Source organism: Roseovarius sp. (assembly GCF_018066915.1).
Classification (GTDB): Bacteria; Pseudomonadota; Alphaproteobacteria; order Rhodobacterales; family Rhodobacteraceae; genus Roseovarius.
In genome coordinates this window covers 1-16839 of record NZ_JAGPVV010000061.1, presented here as the reverse complement: position 1 = coordinate 16839, position 16839 = coordinate 1, and the positions used below count along the sequence as shown (strand labels likewise).

Below are 16839 nucleotides of genomic sequence, written 5' to 3'. Positions count from 1 at the left end.
GTATTTTTGGAACGATGAAACGGGGCGGGACGGCGCGTGGATCATTTTCTCTATCATGACGGCGTGCTGCACGCCGAAGATGTGCCGCTGTCGGAGATTGCCGAAGCGGTTGGCACGCCCTTCTATTGCTATTCCACCGCGACGCTGACCCGGCATTTCCGCCTGTTTGACGAGGCGTTGGCGGGCATGGATCACCTCGTTTGCTACGCCATGAAGGCTGCGAGCAATCAGGCGATTCTCAAGACACTGGCGGCTTTGGGCGCGGGAATGGATGTGGTTTCGGGCGGGGAATATGCGCGCGCCAAGGCTGCGGGCGTGCCGGGTGAGCGGATCGTGTTCTCGGGCGTGGGCAAGACCCGTGACGAGATGCGCATGGCGCTCGCGGGCGGTATCCGGCAATTCAACGTCGAGAGCGAGCCGGAGATGGCGGTGCTGAGTGCCGTGGCGCTCGAATTGGGCCTGCGCGCGCCGATCACCATTCGCGTCAATCCCGATGTGGATGCCAAGACCCATGCCAAGATTGCCACCGGCAAGAGCGAAAACAAGTTCGGCATTCCGATTGCGCGCGCGCGTGAGGTCTATGCGCAGGCAGCGGCATTGCCGGGGCTAGAGGTGATCGGGATCGACGTGCATATCGGCAGTCAGCTGACCGAATTGGCACCCTTTCGCCTTGCCTATGAAAAGGTCGCGGAACTTACGCAAGTTCTGCGCGCCGATGGGCATGACATTCGCCGCCTTGATCTGGGGGGCGGTCTGGGCATTCCCTATACGCGCTCGAACGAGGCGCCGCCCTTGCCCACCGAATATGGCGCGCTGATCCGCGAGGTTCTGGGGCATCTGGGCTGCGAGATCGAGATCGAGCCGGGGCGGTTGATTGCTGGCAATGCGGGGATTCTGGTGAGCCGGGTGATCTATGTGAAATCCGGTGAGGGACGGGATTTCCTGATCCTTGATGCCGCGATGAATGACCTCATCCGCCCGGCGATGTATGACGCGCATCACGACATCGTGCCGCTGGTCGAGCCCGCGCCAGGGGTCCAGCAACAGCCCTATGATGTGGTCGGGCCGGTGTGCGAATCGGGCGATACGTTTGCCAAGGGGCGGATGTTGCCGCCGCTGGCCGAGGGCGATCTGGTGGCGTTCCGTAGCGCCGGCGCTTACGGCGCGGTGATGTCGAGCGAGTATAACACGCGGCCTCTGGTGCCCGAAGTTCTGGTGCATGGGCGTGACTTTGCCGTGATCCGGGGCAGACCGACCTTTGACGAAATGATAAATCGCGATACCATCCCTGAATGGCTCTGACGCGATGGGCGCGCGGGGCCGGGATGAGGTGCCGCGCATGGCTGCGAGCGAAAACCCCCTGAAGGCGCTGACCGCGCGGTTGCGGCGGCCGCTCATGCTGACATGGGCGGGGTTGATCGCCGAGCGTTTGGTGCGCGCATTCTGGCCGGTCTGGAGCGTGATTGCAGCAGGGGCGGCGGCGCTCATGCTGGGGCTTCAGGATATGGCAGCGGTCGAAGTGGTCTGGGGCGTGGGCATGCTGGGCGCGCTCGCGGTTCTCACCTTCGGCGTTCTGGGCCTGGCCCGGTTCCGCTTTCCACGTCGGGCCGAGGCACTGGCGCGGCTGGATGACGCAATGCCGGGCAGGCCGCTGGCCGCACTTGGCGATGTGCAGGCGATTGGCGCGGGCGATGCCGGATCTGCGGCGCTCTGGCAGGCGCATCAGGCGCGTATGGCTGCACGAGCGGCTCAGGCGCGCGCGGTCGAGCCGGATTTGCGCCTCTCGCGGCAGGACCCGTTCGGGCTACGCTATATCGCCTTGTTGGGGCTGGTTGTGGCCTTGCTCTTTGGTTCGGTCTGGCGCGCCGGAACTGTGGCGCAGATGGTGCCGGGCGGCGGTGGTGCGGCGCTGGCCTCTGGTCCGACATGGGAAGGCTGGATCGAGCCGCCTGCCTATACAGGTCTTCCGAGCCTCTATCTGGCCGATCAAGGCGCTGTGATCGAAGTGCCGGAAGGCAGCCGGATCACCCTGCGATTCTACGGCGAAGTGGGCGCACTCAGCCTGACAGAAACCCTATCGGCCGAGGGTGCAGAGGCCGCAAGCACCGATCCGGAACAGCAATTCGAGGTCGCGCGCACCGGTGAACTGCGCATTGATGGGCCCGGAGGGCGCGCGTGGACGGTTCAGGCCCTCGCCGATACTGCACCGACGGTCGAGGTGGTGGAGCGTGAGGCGCGCACCGCCTTTGACGGACAGATGAGCCAGCCTTTTGCCGCGCGCGACGATTACGGCGTGGTGAGCGGCGGGGCGGTCTTTGAACTTGATCTCGCGCGGGTGGATCGGCGGCATGGTCTGGCAATCGAGCCGGAGCCGCGTGCGGCGATCCGTCTTGATCTGCCGATGCCCTTGGCCGGGGATCGGACCGAATTCACCGAAACGCTGGTCGAAAACCTCTCCGAGCATCCTTGGGCGCATTTGCCCGTCACGCTGCGGCTGCAGGTTGAGGATGCGGCCGGGCAAGAGGGGCTGTCCGAGCCGTTCGAGATGGCCCTGCCCGCGCGGCGATTCTTTGATCCGATGGCGGCGGCGGTGATCGAGCAACGGCGCGATCTCTTGTGGTCACGGCAGAACGCACCTCGGGTGGCGCAGGTGTTGCGGGCTGTGTCCTACAAGCCCGAAGATCGGCTCTTCCGCTCTGAGAAAGCCTATTTGCGGCTGCGGGTCATCATCCGGCAGCTCGAGGCGATGACACAGAGCGACGGCCTCGACGAGGCCGAGCGCGATGAGATCGCGCAGGCGCTCTGGGATTTGGGTGTGTTGCTGGAAGATGGTGACATGGGCGACGCGCTGGAGCGGATGCGCGCCGCGCAAGAGCGGCTGAGCGAGGCGATGAAGAATGGTGCCAGCGAGGAAGAGATCGCGCGTCTGATGCAGGACCTGCGCGATGCCACGCAGGATTACTTGCGCCAAAAGATGCAGCAGGCCGAGCGCGAGAACCCCGAAGAGAGCGACCAGCGCAGCGCTGAAAACATGATGCAGATGAACCAACAGGATCTGCAGGACATGATGGACCGCATCCAAGAACTGATGGAACAGGGCCGTTACGCCGAGGCGCAGCAGGCGCTCGAAGAATTCCAGCAGATGATGGAGAACATGCAGGTCACGCAAGGGCAGGGCCAGCAGGGTCAATCGCCCGGCGAACAGGCGATGGAGGGTCTGGCAGAGACTCTGCGCGAACAGCAGGGCCTGTCGGATCAGGCATTCCGCGATTTGCAGGAACAGTTCAACCCCGGCGCGCAATCCGGCCAGTCGCAGAACAACGAGGGCCGCAGCGGTGGCGAGGGTCGCGGCGAGAGCCATGATGGTCAGCAAGGCCAAGGTGGGCAAGGCGGCGAGCAACAGGGCCAAGGCGGCGAAGGCCGCGAACAGGCTGAGGGCGGCGAAGGCGCTGAGGGATCTCTGGCCGAACGCCAAGAGGCGCTGCGCCAAGAGTTGGAGCGCCAGCGACAGGGCCTGCCGCAACTGGGCGGCGAAGCAGGCGAAGCCGCGCGTGACGCCCTCGACCGCGCCGGACGTGCCATGGAAGGTGCCGAAGAGGCGCTGCGCAACGACGATCTGGCCGGGGCCATCGACAATCAGGCCGAGGCGATGGAGGCGCTGCGTGAAGGGATGCGCAACATGGGCGAGGCGATGGCCGAGCAGCAGAACCCCGGTGGGCAGGGCGATGCCGAAGGTCAGCCAGGGCAGGCGCAGGCCGATCCCCTTGGGCGCGAAGCGGGTCAGGGACGTCAGGTCGGCACGCAGGACAGTCTCTTGCAGGGCGAGGATGTCTATCGCCGCGCGCGCGAGTTGCTGGACGAGATCCGAAAACGCTCGGGCGAGGGCGAGCGCCCGGATGTGGAACTCGACTATCTCAGGCGCTTGCTCGAGCGGTTCTGAGGCATTGCCTGACCGTTCCGCGTGTCATGCCTGCGGGGAGTGGGGGGTAGTATTTCCCCATGCCGCGTATCGAAATTATCGCAAACTTTTCCTGGAATATGCTAGATCCCTGCTCGGGTGCGCGAAAAGGGCCCTGTGTGACAGTTATAAAAAGGGACGGAAATGATTCAGGAATTCAAGGATTTCATCGCCAAGGGCAATGTCATGGACATGGCCGTCGGTATCATCATCGGGGCGGCGTTTACGGCAATTGTCGGGTCGCTGGTGGCCGATCTGATCAACCCGATCATCAGCCTGTTCTTGGGCGGTATTGATTTCTCGGGCCTCTATATTGTGCTGGGCTCGGGCGATTATGCCTCAATTGCTGCCGCAGAAGAGGCGGGCGCTGCGGTGTTCGCTTATGGGCGGTTCATCATGGCCGTGATCAACTTTCTGATCATCGCCTGGGTGGTGTTCATTCTGGTCAAATTGGTCAATCGCGCCAAGGACGCCACATCCAAGCCCAAGGTTGAGGCACCGGCCACTGATCCCGGTCCGTCCGAACTGGATATCCTGATGGAAATCCGCGACGCGCTGAGAAAGTAAACACGGCAGGGGACGAGGGGCAATGTTGCTTCTCGTCCTCTCAAACCCGATGATAAGGACTACCTGCGAGGATCGAGGCCGCGCGATAGAGTTGCTCGACAAGCATCACCCGCACCAGCATATGCGGCCAGACCATCCGGCCAAAAGACAATGCGAAATCGGCGCGCGCGCGCAATTCGGGCGCGATGCCGTCGGCCCCACCGATCACCAGCGCCAGATCGCCCCGCCCGGCGTCGCGCCACGCGGCCAAAGTCTCGGCAAATTCGGGAGAGGTGATCTCTTTCCCGCGCTCATCGAGCACCGCAAGCACGGCACCTTGGGGAATCACCCGGTCAAGCAAGGTGGCCTCGGCGGCCATGCCCCCACCCTTCTTGTCCTCGACCTCATGCAGGGTGGCAGGGCCAAGCCCATGCGCGCGCCCCGTTCGGTCGAACCGGGTGAGATAATCGTCGAACAGCGCACGCTCCGGGCCGGTCCGCAACCGGCCCACCGCGCAGATGTGAACCCGCATTCAGACCTGAGACGCCGCCGTCTGCCCGGAAGGTAGCCACATCTTCTCGAGCTGATAGAAATCGCGGACCTCGGGACGGAACACATGGACGACGACATCGCCCGTGTCGATCAGCACCCAATCGCCGGTTTCCTTGCCCTCGGTCCGGGCCACGATGCCCATATCCTGCTTGAGCCGATCCATCAGTTTCTCTGCAATGGCCGAAACTTGCCGCGAGGACCGCCCCGAGCAGATCACCATATAGTCGCACATGGCGGTTTTGCCGCGCAGGTCGATCTGCACGACATCTTCGGCCTTGTCATCGTCAAGAGAGGTCAGGATCGCCGCAAGCTGCGCTTCGCTGTCTGCGGTCAAGGTGGGCATCATCGCGATGGCCCCCTGGTCAGCGGCACTGGCCGCATATGTCGTAAAAGACAGGACATCGTCCTCCTTTGCTGCGCACCGCTGGACCCCGGTGCAGGGTATGGGCCTAACGTAGCAAGAGTTTCGTGACTTTTCAATAAACCCTGTCCCGCATCGCGCCAAATTGCCGGATATGCCGCACACTTGGTCGCTGGCTGCTCATATGGACATCAAGGCCGGTATGGACAAGTCGCGCAATTCAGGCTCTTTTCATCGCAATGCCGGAGGAGCGCCATGACCACAGCCCTGATCACCCATCCCGATTGTCTGGGCCATGTGACGCCCGAAGGTCATCCCGAACAGGTGGCGCGGTTGGAGCGTATTCTGGAGGCGCTAGAGGGCAAGGACGTGATCCGCGTCAAGGCCCCATTGGTGGCCGAGGACGATCTCTTGCGCGTCCATCCCAAGAGCCATGTCGAGGCTATCCGCGCGGCATCGCCTGTTTCGGGGCGGGTGCAACTCGATGCCGATACATGGATGTCGCCCGGCACCTTGGCGGCGGCGCATCGTGCTGTCGGTGGTGCTGTGCGCGCGGTCGATCTAGTTGTGTCGGGTGAGGCTCATAACGCCTTTGTCGCCACTCGTCCGCCGGGGCATCATGCCGAGCGTGAGACGACGATGGGGTTTTGCCTCTTTGGCAATGTCGCGGTGGCCGCGAAATATGCGCTGGATCATCACGGGCTGAAGCGGGTGGCGGTGGTGGATTTCGACGTGCATCACGGCAATGGCACGCAGGATTTGCTGGAGGATGAGCCGCGCGCCTTTTTTGCCTCGTCGCATCAATATCCGCTGTGGCCGGGCACCGGCGCCGCGCATGAGACCGGGCCCCATGACACGATCCTCAACGTGCCGCTGCCGCCGCGCTCGGGCGGGGCGGTATTCCGCCGGGAATATGAGGACAAGGTGTTTCCACGCGTGCGGGCGTTCAAGCCTGAACTGATCCTTGTTTCTGCAGGCTTTGACGCGCATCGCGATGATCCGCTGGCTGATCTGCTACTGGAGACCGAGGATTTCGTATGGGTCACGGAAAGGCTCTGTGATCTGGCGGATGAGCTGTGCGCTGGCAAATTGGTAAGTTGCCTTGAGGGCGGCTATAACCTCTATGCGCTGGCTGAGAGTGTGGCGGCGCATGTCGATGTGTTGATCGCACGCGGCGGGGCCTGACTCTAGCGCCAAAAGGAACCCTGAATGCGTGCCGGCCTCGTCCTGCTGAGCCTTGCCTATGTGCTCAGCCAATTTTTTCGTGCCTTTCTGGCGGTGCTGAGTGGCCCCTTGGCGCTGGATATCGGCGCTACGCCGGATGATCTGGCCTTGGCTTCCGGCCTCATGTTCGTGACCTTCGCCGCGATGCAACTTCCGGTGGGCTGGGCGCTCGACCGGGTGGGGCCACGGCGCACGGCAGCGGTCTTGCTGCTCTTGGGGGGCGGGGGAGGGGCCGCGCTCTTTGCCCTTGCCACCAGCCCGCTGCATATCAACCTCGCAATGGTGTTGATCGGCATAGGCTGTTCGCCGGTGCTGATGGCCTCTTACTACATCTTTGCCCGACAATTTTCGGCAGCGCGGTTTGCCACGCTGGCGGCGGTCATGCTGGGGGTTGGCTCCTTTGGCAATCTGGTGGCCTCGTATCCGATGGCCTGGGCTGCGGAAACGATTGGCTGGCGCGCGGCGCTCTGGGGGTTGGGTGGCATTTCGGTGGCGGTGGCCTTTGGGGTTCTGGCGCTGGTGCGCGACCCCGAAGCGGTCAAGGGCGAGGCGCGCGGCTCGCTCCTTGATCTGCTTAGGATGCCGGTGATCTGGACCATTCTGCCACTGATGTTCGTGGCCTATGCGCCAGCGGCAGGGCTGCGGGGTCTCTGGGCCGGGCCCTATCTGCGCGATGTCTTTGGCCTCGACACGGTCCAGGTGGGACAGGCGACGCTGGTCATGGGGATGGCGATGATTGCGGGCACTTTTGCCTATGGTCCGCTCGACCGGGTGTTCAAGTCGCGCAAATGGGTGATCTTTACCGGGAATGTCATCTGCGCCGCCGCCCTTCTGACGCTGATGTTCTGGCCGGACCGCAGCCTTGGGCTGTCGATTGCCCTCTTGGCGGTTATTGGTCTTGCCGGGTCTACATACCCAGTCCTGATCGCGCATGGGCGCGCGTTTTTTCCGACGCATCTGGCGGGGCGGGGCGTAACGCTGCTCAATCTCTTTGGGATTGGCGGGGCGGGGGTGGCGCAGTTTGCCTCGGGACCGCTCTTTGCGTCCGCCGCGACTGCGGGTGCTCTCGCGGGCTATACAGCGCTTTTTGCGCTCTTCGCCTTTGCCCTTGTCATCGGTCTCGTGACCTATCTCTTCAGCCGCGACAGCATGGATTGAGCGCTGCCCCTTTCACATCCCGGCCATTCCCTGTATGACCCGCACCGCAACCCCCGGCTCAGGAGGCAGATACATGGGTTACAAAGTCGTCGTCGCAGGTGCCACAGGGAATGTGGGCCGCGAAATGCTGAACATTCTCGCCGAGCGCGAGTTTCCGGTGGATGAGATCGTCGCACTTGCGTCGCGTCGCTCTCTGGGCACCGAGGTCAGCTTTGGCGACCGAACTCTCAAGACCCAGGATCTGGACACGTTCGATTTTACTGGCTGGGACATGGCGCTCTTTGCCATCGGCTCGGACGCAACCAAGATCTACGCGCCCAAGGCGGCCAAGGCAGGCTGTGTCGTGATCGACAACTCGTCGCTCTATCGCTACGACCCCGATGTGCCGCTGATCGTGCCCGAGGTGAATGCTGACGCGGTCATGGGCTATGCCAAGAAGAACATCATCGCCAACCCCAACTGCTCCACCGCTCAAATGGTGGTGGCATTGAAGCCGCTGCATGACCGCGCGCGTATCAAGCGCGTTGTCGTCTCGACCTATCAGTCGGTGTCGGGTGCGGGCAAAGAGGGTATGGACGAGCTCTGGGATCAGACCAAGGCAGTCTATAACCCGACCGACAGCCAGCCGCCGCGCAAGTTCACCAAGCAGATCGCGTTCAACGTGATCCCGCATATTGATGTGTTCCTCGAGGATGGGCAGACCAAGGAAGAGTGGAAGATGGTCGCCGAAACCAAGAAGATCCTTGACCCCAAGATCAAGGTCACGGCCACCTGCGTGCGGGTGCCGGTCTTTGTCGGTCATTCCGAGGCGATCAACATCGAGTTCGAGGATCATCTCGACGAGGCCGAAGCGCGCGATATCCTGCGCGAATCTCCCGGCATCATGGTGATCGACAAGCGCGAGAATGGCGGCTACGTGACACCGGTCGAATGTGTGGGGGACTATGCCACCTTCATCAGCCGCATCCGGCAGGACCCGACGATTGATAACGGCATCAACCTCTGGTGTGTCTCGGACAACTTGCGCAAGGGTGCTGCGCTCAACGCCGTGCAGATTGCCGAAGTGTTGGGACAGCGCGTGCTGAAAAAGGGCTGATCGCCGTCGGACAGAAAACAAACGGGCGCGCCATCAGGTGCGCCCGTTTGCATTCGTAAGGGCATGTTTCACTGAACCGGTTCAACCTTGAACTGGACAGTGGAATACCATTCTGCCACCGCGCGAATATCGTCATTCGACATTTCGGCGGCGATGCCGCTCATGATGTCATGCTGACGCTTGCCGGTGCGGAATGCCTTGAGTTGGGTGTCGATATACATCACCGTCTCGCCCGCGAGATTGGGGGCATCCTCGATCAGCGCAATGCCATCCGCGCCGTGACAGGCGGTGCAAGCTTCGGGCGCGTTTTCGGCCGTCTGGCTTGGGGCAAGGGACGCCATCGGCGTCTGACTGCTATACCACGCCGCCAGATCGGCAATCGCCTGATCCGAGAGGTTGGCCGCGACCACGCTCATCATTTCATGCACGCGCCGCCCCTCGCGAAAGGCGGTCAGTTGGTGTTCGATATAGGCCGGGTTCTCGCCACCGATATGGGGCACGATGGGCATTTTCGCCATGCCTTCGATGCCGTGACAGGTGCGGCATTGACTCGCCAGCTTGCGTCCCGCCTCAGGATCGCCGGTCAGACCCTCTGCAACAGCAATCTGGGCGAGGAAAACCCCGCCCAGACCCAGAATACATGCCTTGAGCATCAATTGCCCTCGTACCAGATGCGGTAGATCGCCCCGGCGAGATCGTCCGACACGAGGATCGAACCATCGCGCAATTGCGCCACGTCGGCGGGCCGACCCAGGTATTCGCCATTCTCGTCGATCCAGCCTTCGGCAAAGGGCTCCATCGTGGCGTTGCCCTCTCCGTCGATGAACGTCACCATCACGCGGGCGCCCACCGGCTCTGTGCGGTTCCACGACCCATGCTGCGCCGAGAAGATGGCGTTCTTGTATTTGGCCGGGAACATGCTTCCGGTGTAGAAGGTCATGCCGAGATCGGCGGCATGCGCCACTGTTTCCACGGCAGGCATCACAACCTCAACCGGCACCTCTTCGCCCTTGTACTCATTGGTGCGGACCGAACCGCCGCCATACCACGGATGGCCGAAATGCTGGCCTGCCTCGGTCTGGCGGTTCAACTCGCCCGGCGGGATGTCATCGCCCATGCCGTCAACCTGATTGTCGGTCCACCACAACTCGCCGGTTTCGGGGTGGAAATCCTGACCGACCGAGTTGCGCACGCCGTAGGTATAAACCTCGCGGCCGGTGCCATCGGTGTTCATGCGGATGATGCCGCCGATGCCCCATTTGGTGTTGATCTCAAGGTTTTCCTTCGGGGCCACGTTGAAGGGCTGGCCAAGCGAGATATAGATCTTGCCATCCGGGCCGATGTCACAAACCCGCGCGGTGTGGTTAAAGCTCTCTTGCTCCTCGGGGATCAGATCACCCTTGGCGACAAGATTGAAGGCCGCCACATCGGGGCTTTCGTAAAAGAATTCGGCAGCGGGAAACAGCAATACGCGGTTCTGCTCGGCGATGTAGAGAAAGCCATCCTTGGAAAAGCAAGGGCCATTCGGGATCGAGAATTTCAGCGAGGGCGCGAAATCCTTGACCTCATCGGCCACACGATCCTTGTTGCGGTCGGTCACGGACCAGACCTTGTCCTTGCGCGTGCCCACAAAGGTCACGATGCCCTGTGGGCCTACGGCCATATGGCGCGCATCAGGCACGACGGCATAGAGGCCGATCTTGAACCCGTCGGGCAGGCTGATCCGCTCGAGTGTTTTCTTGATCCCCTCGGCATAGTCGCCGCCCTGTTCGATAAAGGTAAAATCGGTCACGCCGGTTGACTGGAAGTTCGACAGTTTTTCCAGATTGTCCGGCACGTTGGCCGCCTGCGCATGGGCAAGCCCGGCGCTGAGCGCCAGAGTGGCGATGGATGACAGCAGATGCTTCATTTGGTTCCTCCCGTTTGAAAATCCGTTTGGCCTGTCCGATGCGTGAGGCCCGGACAGGGCCATGATCCTAGACTTCGTCAAGCTGACCCAACGCGCTCTCCCCTTCGCGCGGCTCATGCGAAATACCGTTTACGTTGCATTCGCACGCTCAGACCCTATCGCAGTTTCCGGGCGGGACAAGGGTTTGCTGCCACCATTCCCTACGACCAAAGTCGTAGGTCTCACACCAATGTCATCGAGACGCAGCCAAGGCCCGCAATTTCGCCTTGCGCGGTGATCGGGGCCTGCACCCACGGCAACCCGTTGAGCGATCCGGTGATCACCACCTGCCCCGGCTGCAAGCCGCCGCAATGGTCGCCGAGGGCCCGCGCGAGCGCGCAGAGCGTGGCAAAGGCATCGCCACCGGGCACCGCAGCGACCCCGTCCAGCAGAGTATCGTTCCCAAGGGTCAGATGCGCCTCGGCGCGGGTGACGTCGATAGCATGCCAGTCGGCGCAAGGCGCGCCCAGAACCACAGCGCCGTTGAGTTGATTGTCCAGCATCTTGAGCGCGGCATTCGCGCCCTTGGGATCGGCAAGGCGGCTCTGGACCAGTTCAAAGACCGGCAAAAGCTCGACAGCGTGGCGCAGTCTGTCCTCGAAATCCGGGGCTGCGGTATCGGGCAGGGGGGCAATCAGGCGAAAGGCGTATTCGAGTTCGACGCCTGCCTCTTCGCCCTCTGACAGAGGGATGGTGGCGGGACTCTGGTGAATGTCGCGGGCCATGATCGGGGCGATGATGATCGGCGCGCCGGATGGGCGCGCGACCTTGAAACCACCCACGGGGCCAAGCTCTGCCGCGACCTCTGCTTGCACCGCAAACACGCGGTCGCGCGTCAGCCCCTCGCCAGCGGTAGCGGGTAGTTTGGGGCCACCGTTTCGCGCCAGCAAGAGCGCCGTCGTCAAGGGATCGCTCATGCCGCGATTACCGCGCCAGAGGCAATCATCGCCTCGATTTGCCCCGCGTCATACCCCGCCTCGCGCAACACCTCGCGGCTGTGCTGGCCAAGCAACGGCGCGGCGCTGCGGATGCTGGCGGGGGTCTCGCTGAACTTGACCGGGTGGCCGAGTGTCTTGACCGCGCCTGCCACGGGATGATCCACCTCGACAATCATGTCGCGCGCATGCGCCTGTGGATCGGCCTGCATTTGCAGAATGTCGAGCACCGGACCGGCGGGCAACCCCGCACGTTCCATCCGCTCGAGCCAAACCTCAGAAGTTTCGCGCCGCAGGTGGTCGTTCAGGATCTCTTCGAGGTCCTTGAGATGCTGCATCCGGTCGTGGTTGGAGGCAAAGCGCGGGTCGTCATTCAACTCTGGCGCGCTGATCACGTCGAGAAACCGCAACCAATTGCGTTGGTTGGCGGCCCCCACATTGATCCAGCCATCGGCGGTCTGGAACGCCTGATAGGGGCCATTGAGAGGATGCGCCGATCCCATCGGGCTGGGGGCCGTGCCAGTGGCAAAGGCGATGGCCGATTGCCAATAGGTCTGGGTGATCGCCGCCTCGAAAAGCGAGGTATCCACCTTTTGCCCCTGCCCGGTTTGCAACATGCGCGCATAGGCGGCCGAAACCCCCATGGCCGCCACGATCCCTGCCGTGATGTCCGAAACCGGCGCACCGGTCTTGACCGGGGGCCGCCCCGGCCCCTCGCCGGTGATCGACATGAGGCCAGACATGCCTTGGGCAATCAGGTCAAAGCCGCCACGCTCTGCATACGGTCCCGTACGGCCAAAGCCCGAGATTTCACAATAGATCAGACGCGGGTTGATCGCGCGCAGGTCGTCATAGCCAAGACCCAACCGCTCCATCGTGCCCATGCGGTAATTCTCGATCACCACGTCGGCCTCTTCCAACATGCGATGCAACACTTTTACCGCCTCCGGGTCCTTGAGGTTGAGAGCAAGCCCCCGCTTGTTGCGGTTCATCATCATATAGGCGGCGGATTCGCCGTGGATCGCGGGCGGCACAAAGCGGCGACTGTCATCGCCGTCTGGCTTTTCGACCTTGATCACATCCGCGCCCATATCGGCCAGCATGAGACCACAGACCGGACCGGCCATGATATGCGCCAGTTCGATCACCTTCATCCCCGCAAGGGGGCCTGTGCCGCTCATGTGCCGCTCCAGTCTGGTTTCTGCTTGGCAAGAAAGGCCTCGATCCCATGACGGAAATCGCGGCTCATGTAGCACATCTCGATCAGGTCGGCGTCTTCGACACGGGTGGCGGTGCTGACGCGGCGCATCGCTTCTTTGGTGGCACGCAGGGTCAAAGGGGCCATTTGCGCCAGCGTGTCGGCCAATTCCTCGGCACGGGCCATCAGCGCCGTTTCATCCGCCAGCACTTCGGAGATAAGGCCACAGCCCCGCGCCTCTTCGGCAGCGATCAGGCGGGCGGTAAAGATCATCTCGCGCACCCGCCCCGCGCCCATCAGGGACGACAGCCGCGCCAGATTGGCAGCGGCAAGGCAATTGCCAAGGGTGCGGGCGATGGGAAAGCCGAACTTGAGATTGGTCGCGGCGATGCGGATGTCACAAACCCCGGCAATCGCTGCGCCGCCCCCCGTGCAGGCCCCATTGATCGCGGCGACCGTGGGCAGCGGACAGCGCTCGACCGCCTCCAGCACACGCTCGATCCGGGCCTCGTAATCCAGCGCGTCCTGAGCTTTGTCAAAGGCGCGAAATTGCGTCATGTCGGTGCCCGCCGCGAACGCCTTGCCGCCCGCGCCATGGATCACCACGGCGCGGATGCTGCCATCGGTTGGCACCTCGCGGCAGAGGGTGGCCAGCCCCTCATACATCTCAAACGTCAGCGCATTGCGCGCCTCGGGGCGGTTGAAGGTGATCCAGAGCGTATGCCCCCGGACCTGCGACAGGATTTCGGTCATCTGCACCCCCTCAGCGGTAGAAATATTCGACCAGGAAGAGCGGCACCGAGGGCACATAGGTGCAGAGCATCAGCACCGCCAAGAGCACCATGATGAACCAGATGTTGACCTTGGATACCTCCCAGATATTCGCCCGCGCCACCGCACAGGCGGTGATCAGCACCGAGGCCACGGGGGGCGTCTGTTGCCCGATGGCAAGGTTGAGCGTGACCACGAGGCCGAAGTGCACGGGGTCGATTCCCGCCGCCGTGATCAGCGGCATCACAATCGGGATCACAAGGATGATCGCGGCGGCAGAGTGCAGGAAGAAGCCGATCACGAGGAAAAAGACATTGAGTATGAGCAGGATTGCCCACTGCTGATTGGTGATGTCGAGAATGCCCTGTGCCAGATGCTGCGGAATCTGCGCGCGGGTCAGGAACCCGCCCATCAGCACCGAAGCCGCCACCAGCAACATGACGACAGCGGTTTGCATCCCCCCGTCCAACATGGCGCGGCGCAGATGCTTGAGATCAACCTGACGATACCATGCCGACACGATGATGGCCGCAATCACGGCAAGACCTGCTGCTTCGGTCGCGGTGACATATCCGCCAAAGATACCGCCGAGGATGATCACCGGCAGAAAGAACGCTGGCAGCGCGTCAATAAAGGTCTCGCGCAGGCGCGGGATGTTGAACGCCTCTTCGGTCGGCAGGTTGTAACGGCGGGCAAAGACATAGGCCACGAACATCAGGCCTGCCGCGCCCAAAAGGCCCGGCACCACGCCTGCAACAAAGAGCTGCTCGACCGAGGTGTTGGACGAGGCGGCGTAGAGGATCATCGGGATCGACGGCGGGATGATGATCGCCAGCGAGGCTGAGGACGAAGTGACAGCGGCCGAGAGTTCTTTGGAGTAACCACGCTTTTTCATCTGCGGAATGAGGATCGAGCCCATGGCCGCCACATCCGCCACCGCAGAACCCGAGATTTCGGCAAAGAAGAGCGACACGCCGATATTGACCATCGCCAGACCGCCGCGCACGAAGCCGATGATCGCCGTGACAAAGTTGATCAACCGGTCGGTGATGCCGCCCGCGTTCATGATGGCGCCTGCCAGAACGAACATCGGAATGGCAATGAGCGAGAATTTGGTCGAGCCGCTATACATGTCGAGCGCGATGGTCACGAGACTGCTTGGCCCTTCGGTCAGCATAAGGCCCATGACCCCGGCAAGCGCAAGGCCGATGGCAATCGGCACGTTGATGCAGATCATCGCCACGAGGGCCGCGAAAATACCCAGCATCAACATCACACGCGCTCCTTGTTCTTTTCGAGTTCGGTTTCGACTTCTTCTTCGATCTCGGCATGTTCGAGAGAAATCCCGCGCGATGTCTGGACCCAGTAATTCGGCAGGCTGAGCAGTTGGCAGATGATGAAGAGAATGGCACCGATGGGAATCACCGATTGTGTCAATTGCACCGGCACCCAAGTGAGCGAGGTGAGCGTATCCCCCTCGAGCACCTCGAGCACCTGAAACCCGGCGCGCGCCATGAGGACGAAAAAGAGCAGAACCAGCGCTTCACCCACCAGAACCGCGATCATCCGGTAGCGGACCGGAATTGCCAGCAGGACCGAGTCAAAGCCGATATGCCGCCGGTGCAGCGCCGCAAGCGCAGACCCGTAATAGGTGATCCAGGCCAGCATGATCGCGGCCACCTCATCATACCAGGAAAAGCTCTGGCCCATGAGCCGGGCAATGACGGCAACGATCACGACGACCGTGAGACCGACCATCAGCAGAACCGTGATCCATTCAAGCAGACGGCTTGCGATCCGGTTGGTTTGGGTGAGGAGGGAGGTCATATGTGCAGCGTTCCGGTGCAAGAGAGACCGGCATGATCATGCCGGATGAGATCCGCGAAATCCTGTCAGGCTAGGTTGTGACGGCCCCCAAAGGGACCGTCACACGGTCGCATCAGCTTGCGTTGCCAAGCGCCAGCACGGCGTCGATTAGTTCTTGACCGCCCTCGACCTGTTCCGCAAAGGCGTCATAGACCGGCTTGGACGCGGCGATGAACGCCTCCTTGTCGGCCTCGTTCACCTCGACCCCGGCGGCCTTGATCACGTCGAGCAGTTCGCTTTCCATCTTGATGGCCGTCTCGTAGGTGAAGGTCTGCGTGTCGGCGGCACATTCGGACAGAACGGCGCGCACATCCTCGGGCTGACCTTCAAACCCTTTTTGCGAGGACAGGATATACGCAGGCGTATAGACATGGCCAGTGATCGAGAGGTACTTTTGCACCTCTTGGAATTTGGCCGTGGCGATCTGGGTATAAGGGTTTTCCTGCCCGTCCATCACACCGGTCTGCAACGCGGTGAACACGTCGGAAAAAGCCATCGGCGTCGGGTTTGCACCGTATTGCTGGAACATCTTGACGCGCCATTCGCCATTGGGCGTGCGCAGCTTGATACCTTTGAGGTCTTCCGGCACGGTGATGGGGCGGATGTTGTTGGTGATATGGCGAAAGCCGTTCTCGGCCAGACCGACAATGTGATAGCCGTTGTTGTTGGCGGCGGCCTGGAACGTGTCCATCATCGCATCCTGAACGCGGCGCATGTGGTCGCGGTCTTTGATGATATAGGGCATCTCGAAAATGCCAAAGAGCCCATCGACCGAGGACATCACCGACGAGGGCAGCGCGAAATCGACCTGACCCAGCTTGAGCTTTTGCAACAGTTCCTTGTCATTGCCCAACTGTGACGAGCCAAAGGTCTGGACTTCGGCCTTGCCACCGGATTTTTCCCCCACACAGGCGGCAAAATGGTTTGCTGTCGCCTCGAACAGTGACCCCGGCTCGCCCACATGGCCAAAGCGCATGGTGATGTCTGCTGCCATTGCCGGCACCGCCACAAAGGACGCCACCACGGATGCTATGATTGCTTTTTTCATTTTCTTCCTCCCTTGGTTTTCATGTCTGCGCGGGCTCTGCCGCGCCTTGGTCTTTCCTTGTTGTGAAATCGTGACTTGCAATCCGGGCAGGCTCCTCCTCCGACCCGGACCGATACCATCAGGCCGCGGCGCGGGCGCTGTCGAATTTTTGCCCCAGCACATCCATCGCCGCTTGCAC

General features: G+C 62.1%; 16 protein-coding genes. 6 read left to right on the top strand and 10 right to left on the bottom strand.

Annotated features, from left to right (window positions below):
* The first annotated feature begins 36 nt into the window (after positions 1 to 36).
* The 3 genes from lysA (at position 37) to mscL (ending at position 4525) form a co-directional block, all read left to right on the top strand.
* A complete protein-coding gene (gene lysA / locus KBT70_RS03850) occupies positions 37 to 1302 on the top strand; it encodes a diaminopimelate decarboxylase (RefSeq protein ID WP_296629011.1) in 1266 nt (421 codons plus the stop codon).
* Positions 1303 to 1339: 37 nt separating this feature from the next.
* Entirely contained in the window at positions 1340 to 3940 is a 2601-nt protein-coding gene (locus KBT70_RS03845) for a TIGR02302 family protein (RefSeq protein ID WP_296629009.1), read from the top strand.
* A gap of 162 nt (positions 3941 to 4102) precedes the next feature.
* Positions 4103 to 4525, top strand: a complete 423-nt coding sequence (gene mscL, locus KBT70_RS03840) for a large conductance mechanosensitive channel protein MscL (protein ID WP_296629008.1) — start codon at positions 4103 to 4105, stop codon at positions 4523 to 4525.
* 40 nt (positions 4526 to 4565) lie between these two features.
* Here the strand turns inward: mscL and rlmH are convergent, their stop codons facing one another.
* Together rlmH and rsfS are read right to left on the bottom strand one after the other, a co-directional pair.
* The gene (gene rlmH / locus KBT70_RS03835; RefSeq protein WP_296629006.1) at positions 4566 to 5036 is read right to left on the bottom strand and encodes a 23S rRNA (pseudouridine(1915)-N(3))-methyltransferase RlmH; all 471 of its coding nucleotides are present in this window, start codon (positions 5034 to 5036) and stop codon (positions 4566 to 4568) included.
* Positions 5037 to 5402, bottom strand: a complete 366-nt coding sequence (gene rsfS, locus KBT70_RS03830) for a ribosome silencing factor (RefSeq protein WP_363270037.1) — start codon at positions 5400 to 5402, stop codon at positions 5037 to 5039. It abuts the gene before it with no gap.
* Between the two features lie 270 nt (positions 5403 to 5672).
* On the opposite strand from rsfS, the gene KBT70_RS03825 reads away from it, so the two are divergent.
* From KBT70_RS03825 to KBT70_RS03815, 3 genes are all read left to right on the top strand, one after another.
* Positions 5673 to 6602 carry a histone deacetylase family protein gene (locus KBT70_RS03825; RefSeq protein WP_296629003.1) on the top strand — a complete coding sequence of 310 codons (930 nt, stop codon included), beginning with the start codon at positions 5673 to 5675 and terminating at the stop codon, positions 6600 to 6602.
* A gap of 24 nt (positions 6603 to 6626) precedes the next feature.
* Positions 6627 to 7799, top strand: coding sequence for an MFS transporter (locus KBT70_RS03820; protein WP_296629001.1), 1173 nt, complete (start codon positions 6627 to 6629; stop codon positions 7797 to 7799).
* A 73-nt stretch (positions 7800 to 7872) separates the two neighbouring features.
* Positions 7873 to 8895: an aspartate-semialdehyde dehydrogenase gene (locus KBT70_RS03815; protein WP_296628999.1), complete on the top strand. Its 1023-nt coding sequence runs from the start codon at positions 7873 to 7875 to the stop codon at positions 8893 to 8895.
* Positions 8896 to 8963: 68 nt separating this feature from the next.
* Here the strand turns inward: KBT70_RS03815 and KBT70_RS03810 are convergent, their stop codons facing one another.
* The 8 genes from KBT70_RS03810 to KBT70_RS03775 form a co-directional block, all read right to left on the bottom strand.
* Positions 8964 to 9548: a c-type cytochrome gene (locus KBT70_RS03810; RefSeq protein ID WP_296628997.1), complete on the bottom strand. Its 585-nt coding sequence runs from the start codon at positions 9546 to 9548 to the stop codon at positions 8964 to 8966.
* Positions 9548 to 10804, bottom strand: a complete 1257-nt coding sequence (locus KBT70_RS03805) for a PQQ-dependent sugar dehydrogenase (RefSeq protein WP_296628995.1) — start codon at positions 10802 to 10804, stop codon at positions 9548 to 9550. The genes KBT70_RS03810 and KBT70_RS03805 overlap by 1 nt, the downstream gene beginning before the upstream one ends.
* Positions 10805 to 11025: 221 nt before the next feature.
* Positions 11026 to 11760 carry a 2-keto-4-pentenoate hydratase gene (locus KBT70_RS03800; RefSeq protein WP_296628994.1) on the bottom strand — a complete coding sequence of 245 codons (735 nt, stop codon included), beginning with the start codon at positions 11758 to 11760 and terminating at the stop codon, positions 11026 to 11028.
* The gene (locus KBT70_RS03795; protein ID WP_296628991.1) at positions 11757 to 12959 is read right to left on the bottom strand and encodes a CoA transferase; all 1203 of its coding nucleotides are present in this window, start codon (positions 12957 to 12959) and stop codon (positions 11757 to 11759) included. The genes KBT70_RS03800 and KBT70_RS03795 overlap by 4 nt, the downstream gene beginning before the upstream one ends.
* The gene (locus KBT70_RS03790; protein WP_296628989.1) at positions 12956 to 13729 is read right to left on the bottom strand and encodes an enoyl-CoA hydratase/isomerase family protein; all 774 of its coding nucleotides are present in this window, start codon (positions 13727 to 13729) and stop codon (positions 12956 to 12958) included. The genes KBT70_RS03795 and KBT70_RS03790 overlap by 4 nt, the downstream gene beginning before the upstream one ends.
* Positions 13730 to 13739: 10 nt before the next feature.
* Positions 13740 to 15020: a TRAP transporter large permease gene (locus tag KBT70_RS03785; protein ID WP_296628986.1), complete on the bottom strand. Its 1281-nt coding sequence runs from the start codon at positions 15018 to 15020 to the stop codon at positions 13740 to 13742.
* Complete coding sequence (locus KBT70_RS03780) at positions 15020 to 15574, bottom strand: TRAP transporter small permease subunit (protein ID WP_296628984.1); 555 nt, start codon at positions 15572 to 15574, stop codon at positions 15020 to 15022. Before KBT70_RS03780 ends, KBT70_RS03785 begins: the two co-directional genes overlap by 1 nt.
* A gap of 112 nt (positions 15575 to 15686) precedes the next feature.
* On the bottom strand, positions 15687 to 16661 hold the full coding sequence (locus tag KBT70_RS03775) for a TRAP transporter substrate-binding protein (RefSeq protein WP_296628982.1): 975 nt from the start codon (positions 16659 to 16661) through the stop codon (positions 15687 to 15689).
* Positions 16662 to 16839 lie beyond the last annotated feature (178 nt).

Bases quoted from the DNA above. Each gene is read 5' to 3' on its own strand.
- KBT70_RS03845 (WP_296629009.1), top strand. From the start codon at position 1,340: ATGGCTGCGAGCGAAAACCCCCTGAAGGCGCTGACCGCGCGGTTGCGG.
- mscL (WP_296629008.1), top strand. From the start codon at position 4,103: ATGATTCAGGAATTCAAGGATTTCATCGCCAAGGGCAATGTCATGGAC.
- rlmH (WP_296629006.1), bottom strand. From the start codon at position 5,036: ATGCGGGTTCACATCTGCGCGGTGGGCCGGTTGCGGACCGGCCCGGAG.
- rsfS (WP_363270037.1), bottom strand. From the start codon at position 5,402: ATGATGCCCACCTTGACCGCAGACAGCGAAGCGCAGCTTGCGGCGATC.
- KBT70_RS03825 (WP_296629003.1), top strand. From the start codon at position 5,673: ATGACCACAGCCCTGATCACCCATCCCGATTGTCTGGGCCATGTGACG.
- KBT70_RS03820 (WP_296629001.1), top strand. From the start codon at position 6,627: ATGCGTGCCGGCCTCGTCCTGCTGAGCCTTGCCTATGTGCTCAGCCAA.
- KBT70_RS03815 (WP_296628999.1), top strand. From the start codon at position 7,873: ATGGGTTACAAAGTCGTCGTCGCAGGTGCCACAGGGAATGTGGGCCGC.
- KBT70_RS03810 (WP_296628997.1), bottom strand. From the start codon at position 9,548: ATGCTCAAGGCATGTATTCTGGGTCTGGGCGGGGTTTTCCTCGCCCAG.
- KBT70_RS03805 (WP_296628995.1), bottom strand. From the start codon at position 10,804: ATGAAGCATCTGCTGTCATCCATCGCCACTCTGGCGCTCAGCGCCGGG.
- KBT70_RS03800 (WP_296628994.1), bottom strand. From the start codon at position 11,760: ATGAGCGATCCCTTGACGACGGCGCTCTTGCTGGCGCGAAACGGTGGC.
- KBT70_RS03795 (WP_296628991.1), bottom strand. From the start codon at position 12,959: ATGAGCGGCACAGGCCCCCTTGCGGGGATGAAGGTGATCGAACTGGCG.
- KBT70_RS03790 (WP_296628989.1), bottom strand. From the start codon at position 13,729: ATGACCGAAATCCTGTCGCAGGTCCGGGGGCATACGCTCTGGATCACC.
- KBT70_RS03785 (WP_296628986.1), bottom strand. From the start codon at position 15,020: ATGTTGATGCTGGGTATTTTCGCGGCCCTCGTGGCGATGATCTGCATC.
- KBT70_RS03780 (WP_296628984.1), bottom strand. From the start codon at position 15,574: ATGACCTCCCTCCTCACCCAAACCAACCGGATCGCAAGCCGTCTGCTT.
- KBT70_RS03775 (WP_296628982.1), bottom strand. From the start codon at position 16,661: ATGAAAAAAGCAATCATAGCATCCGTGGTGGCGTCCTTTGTGGCGGTG.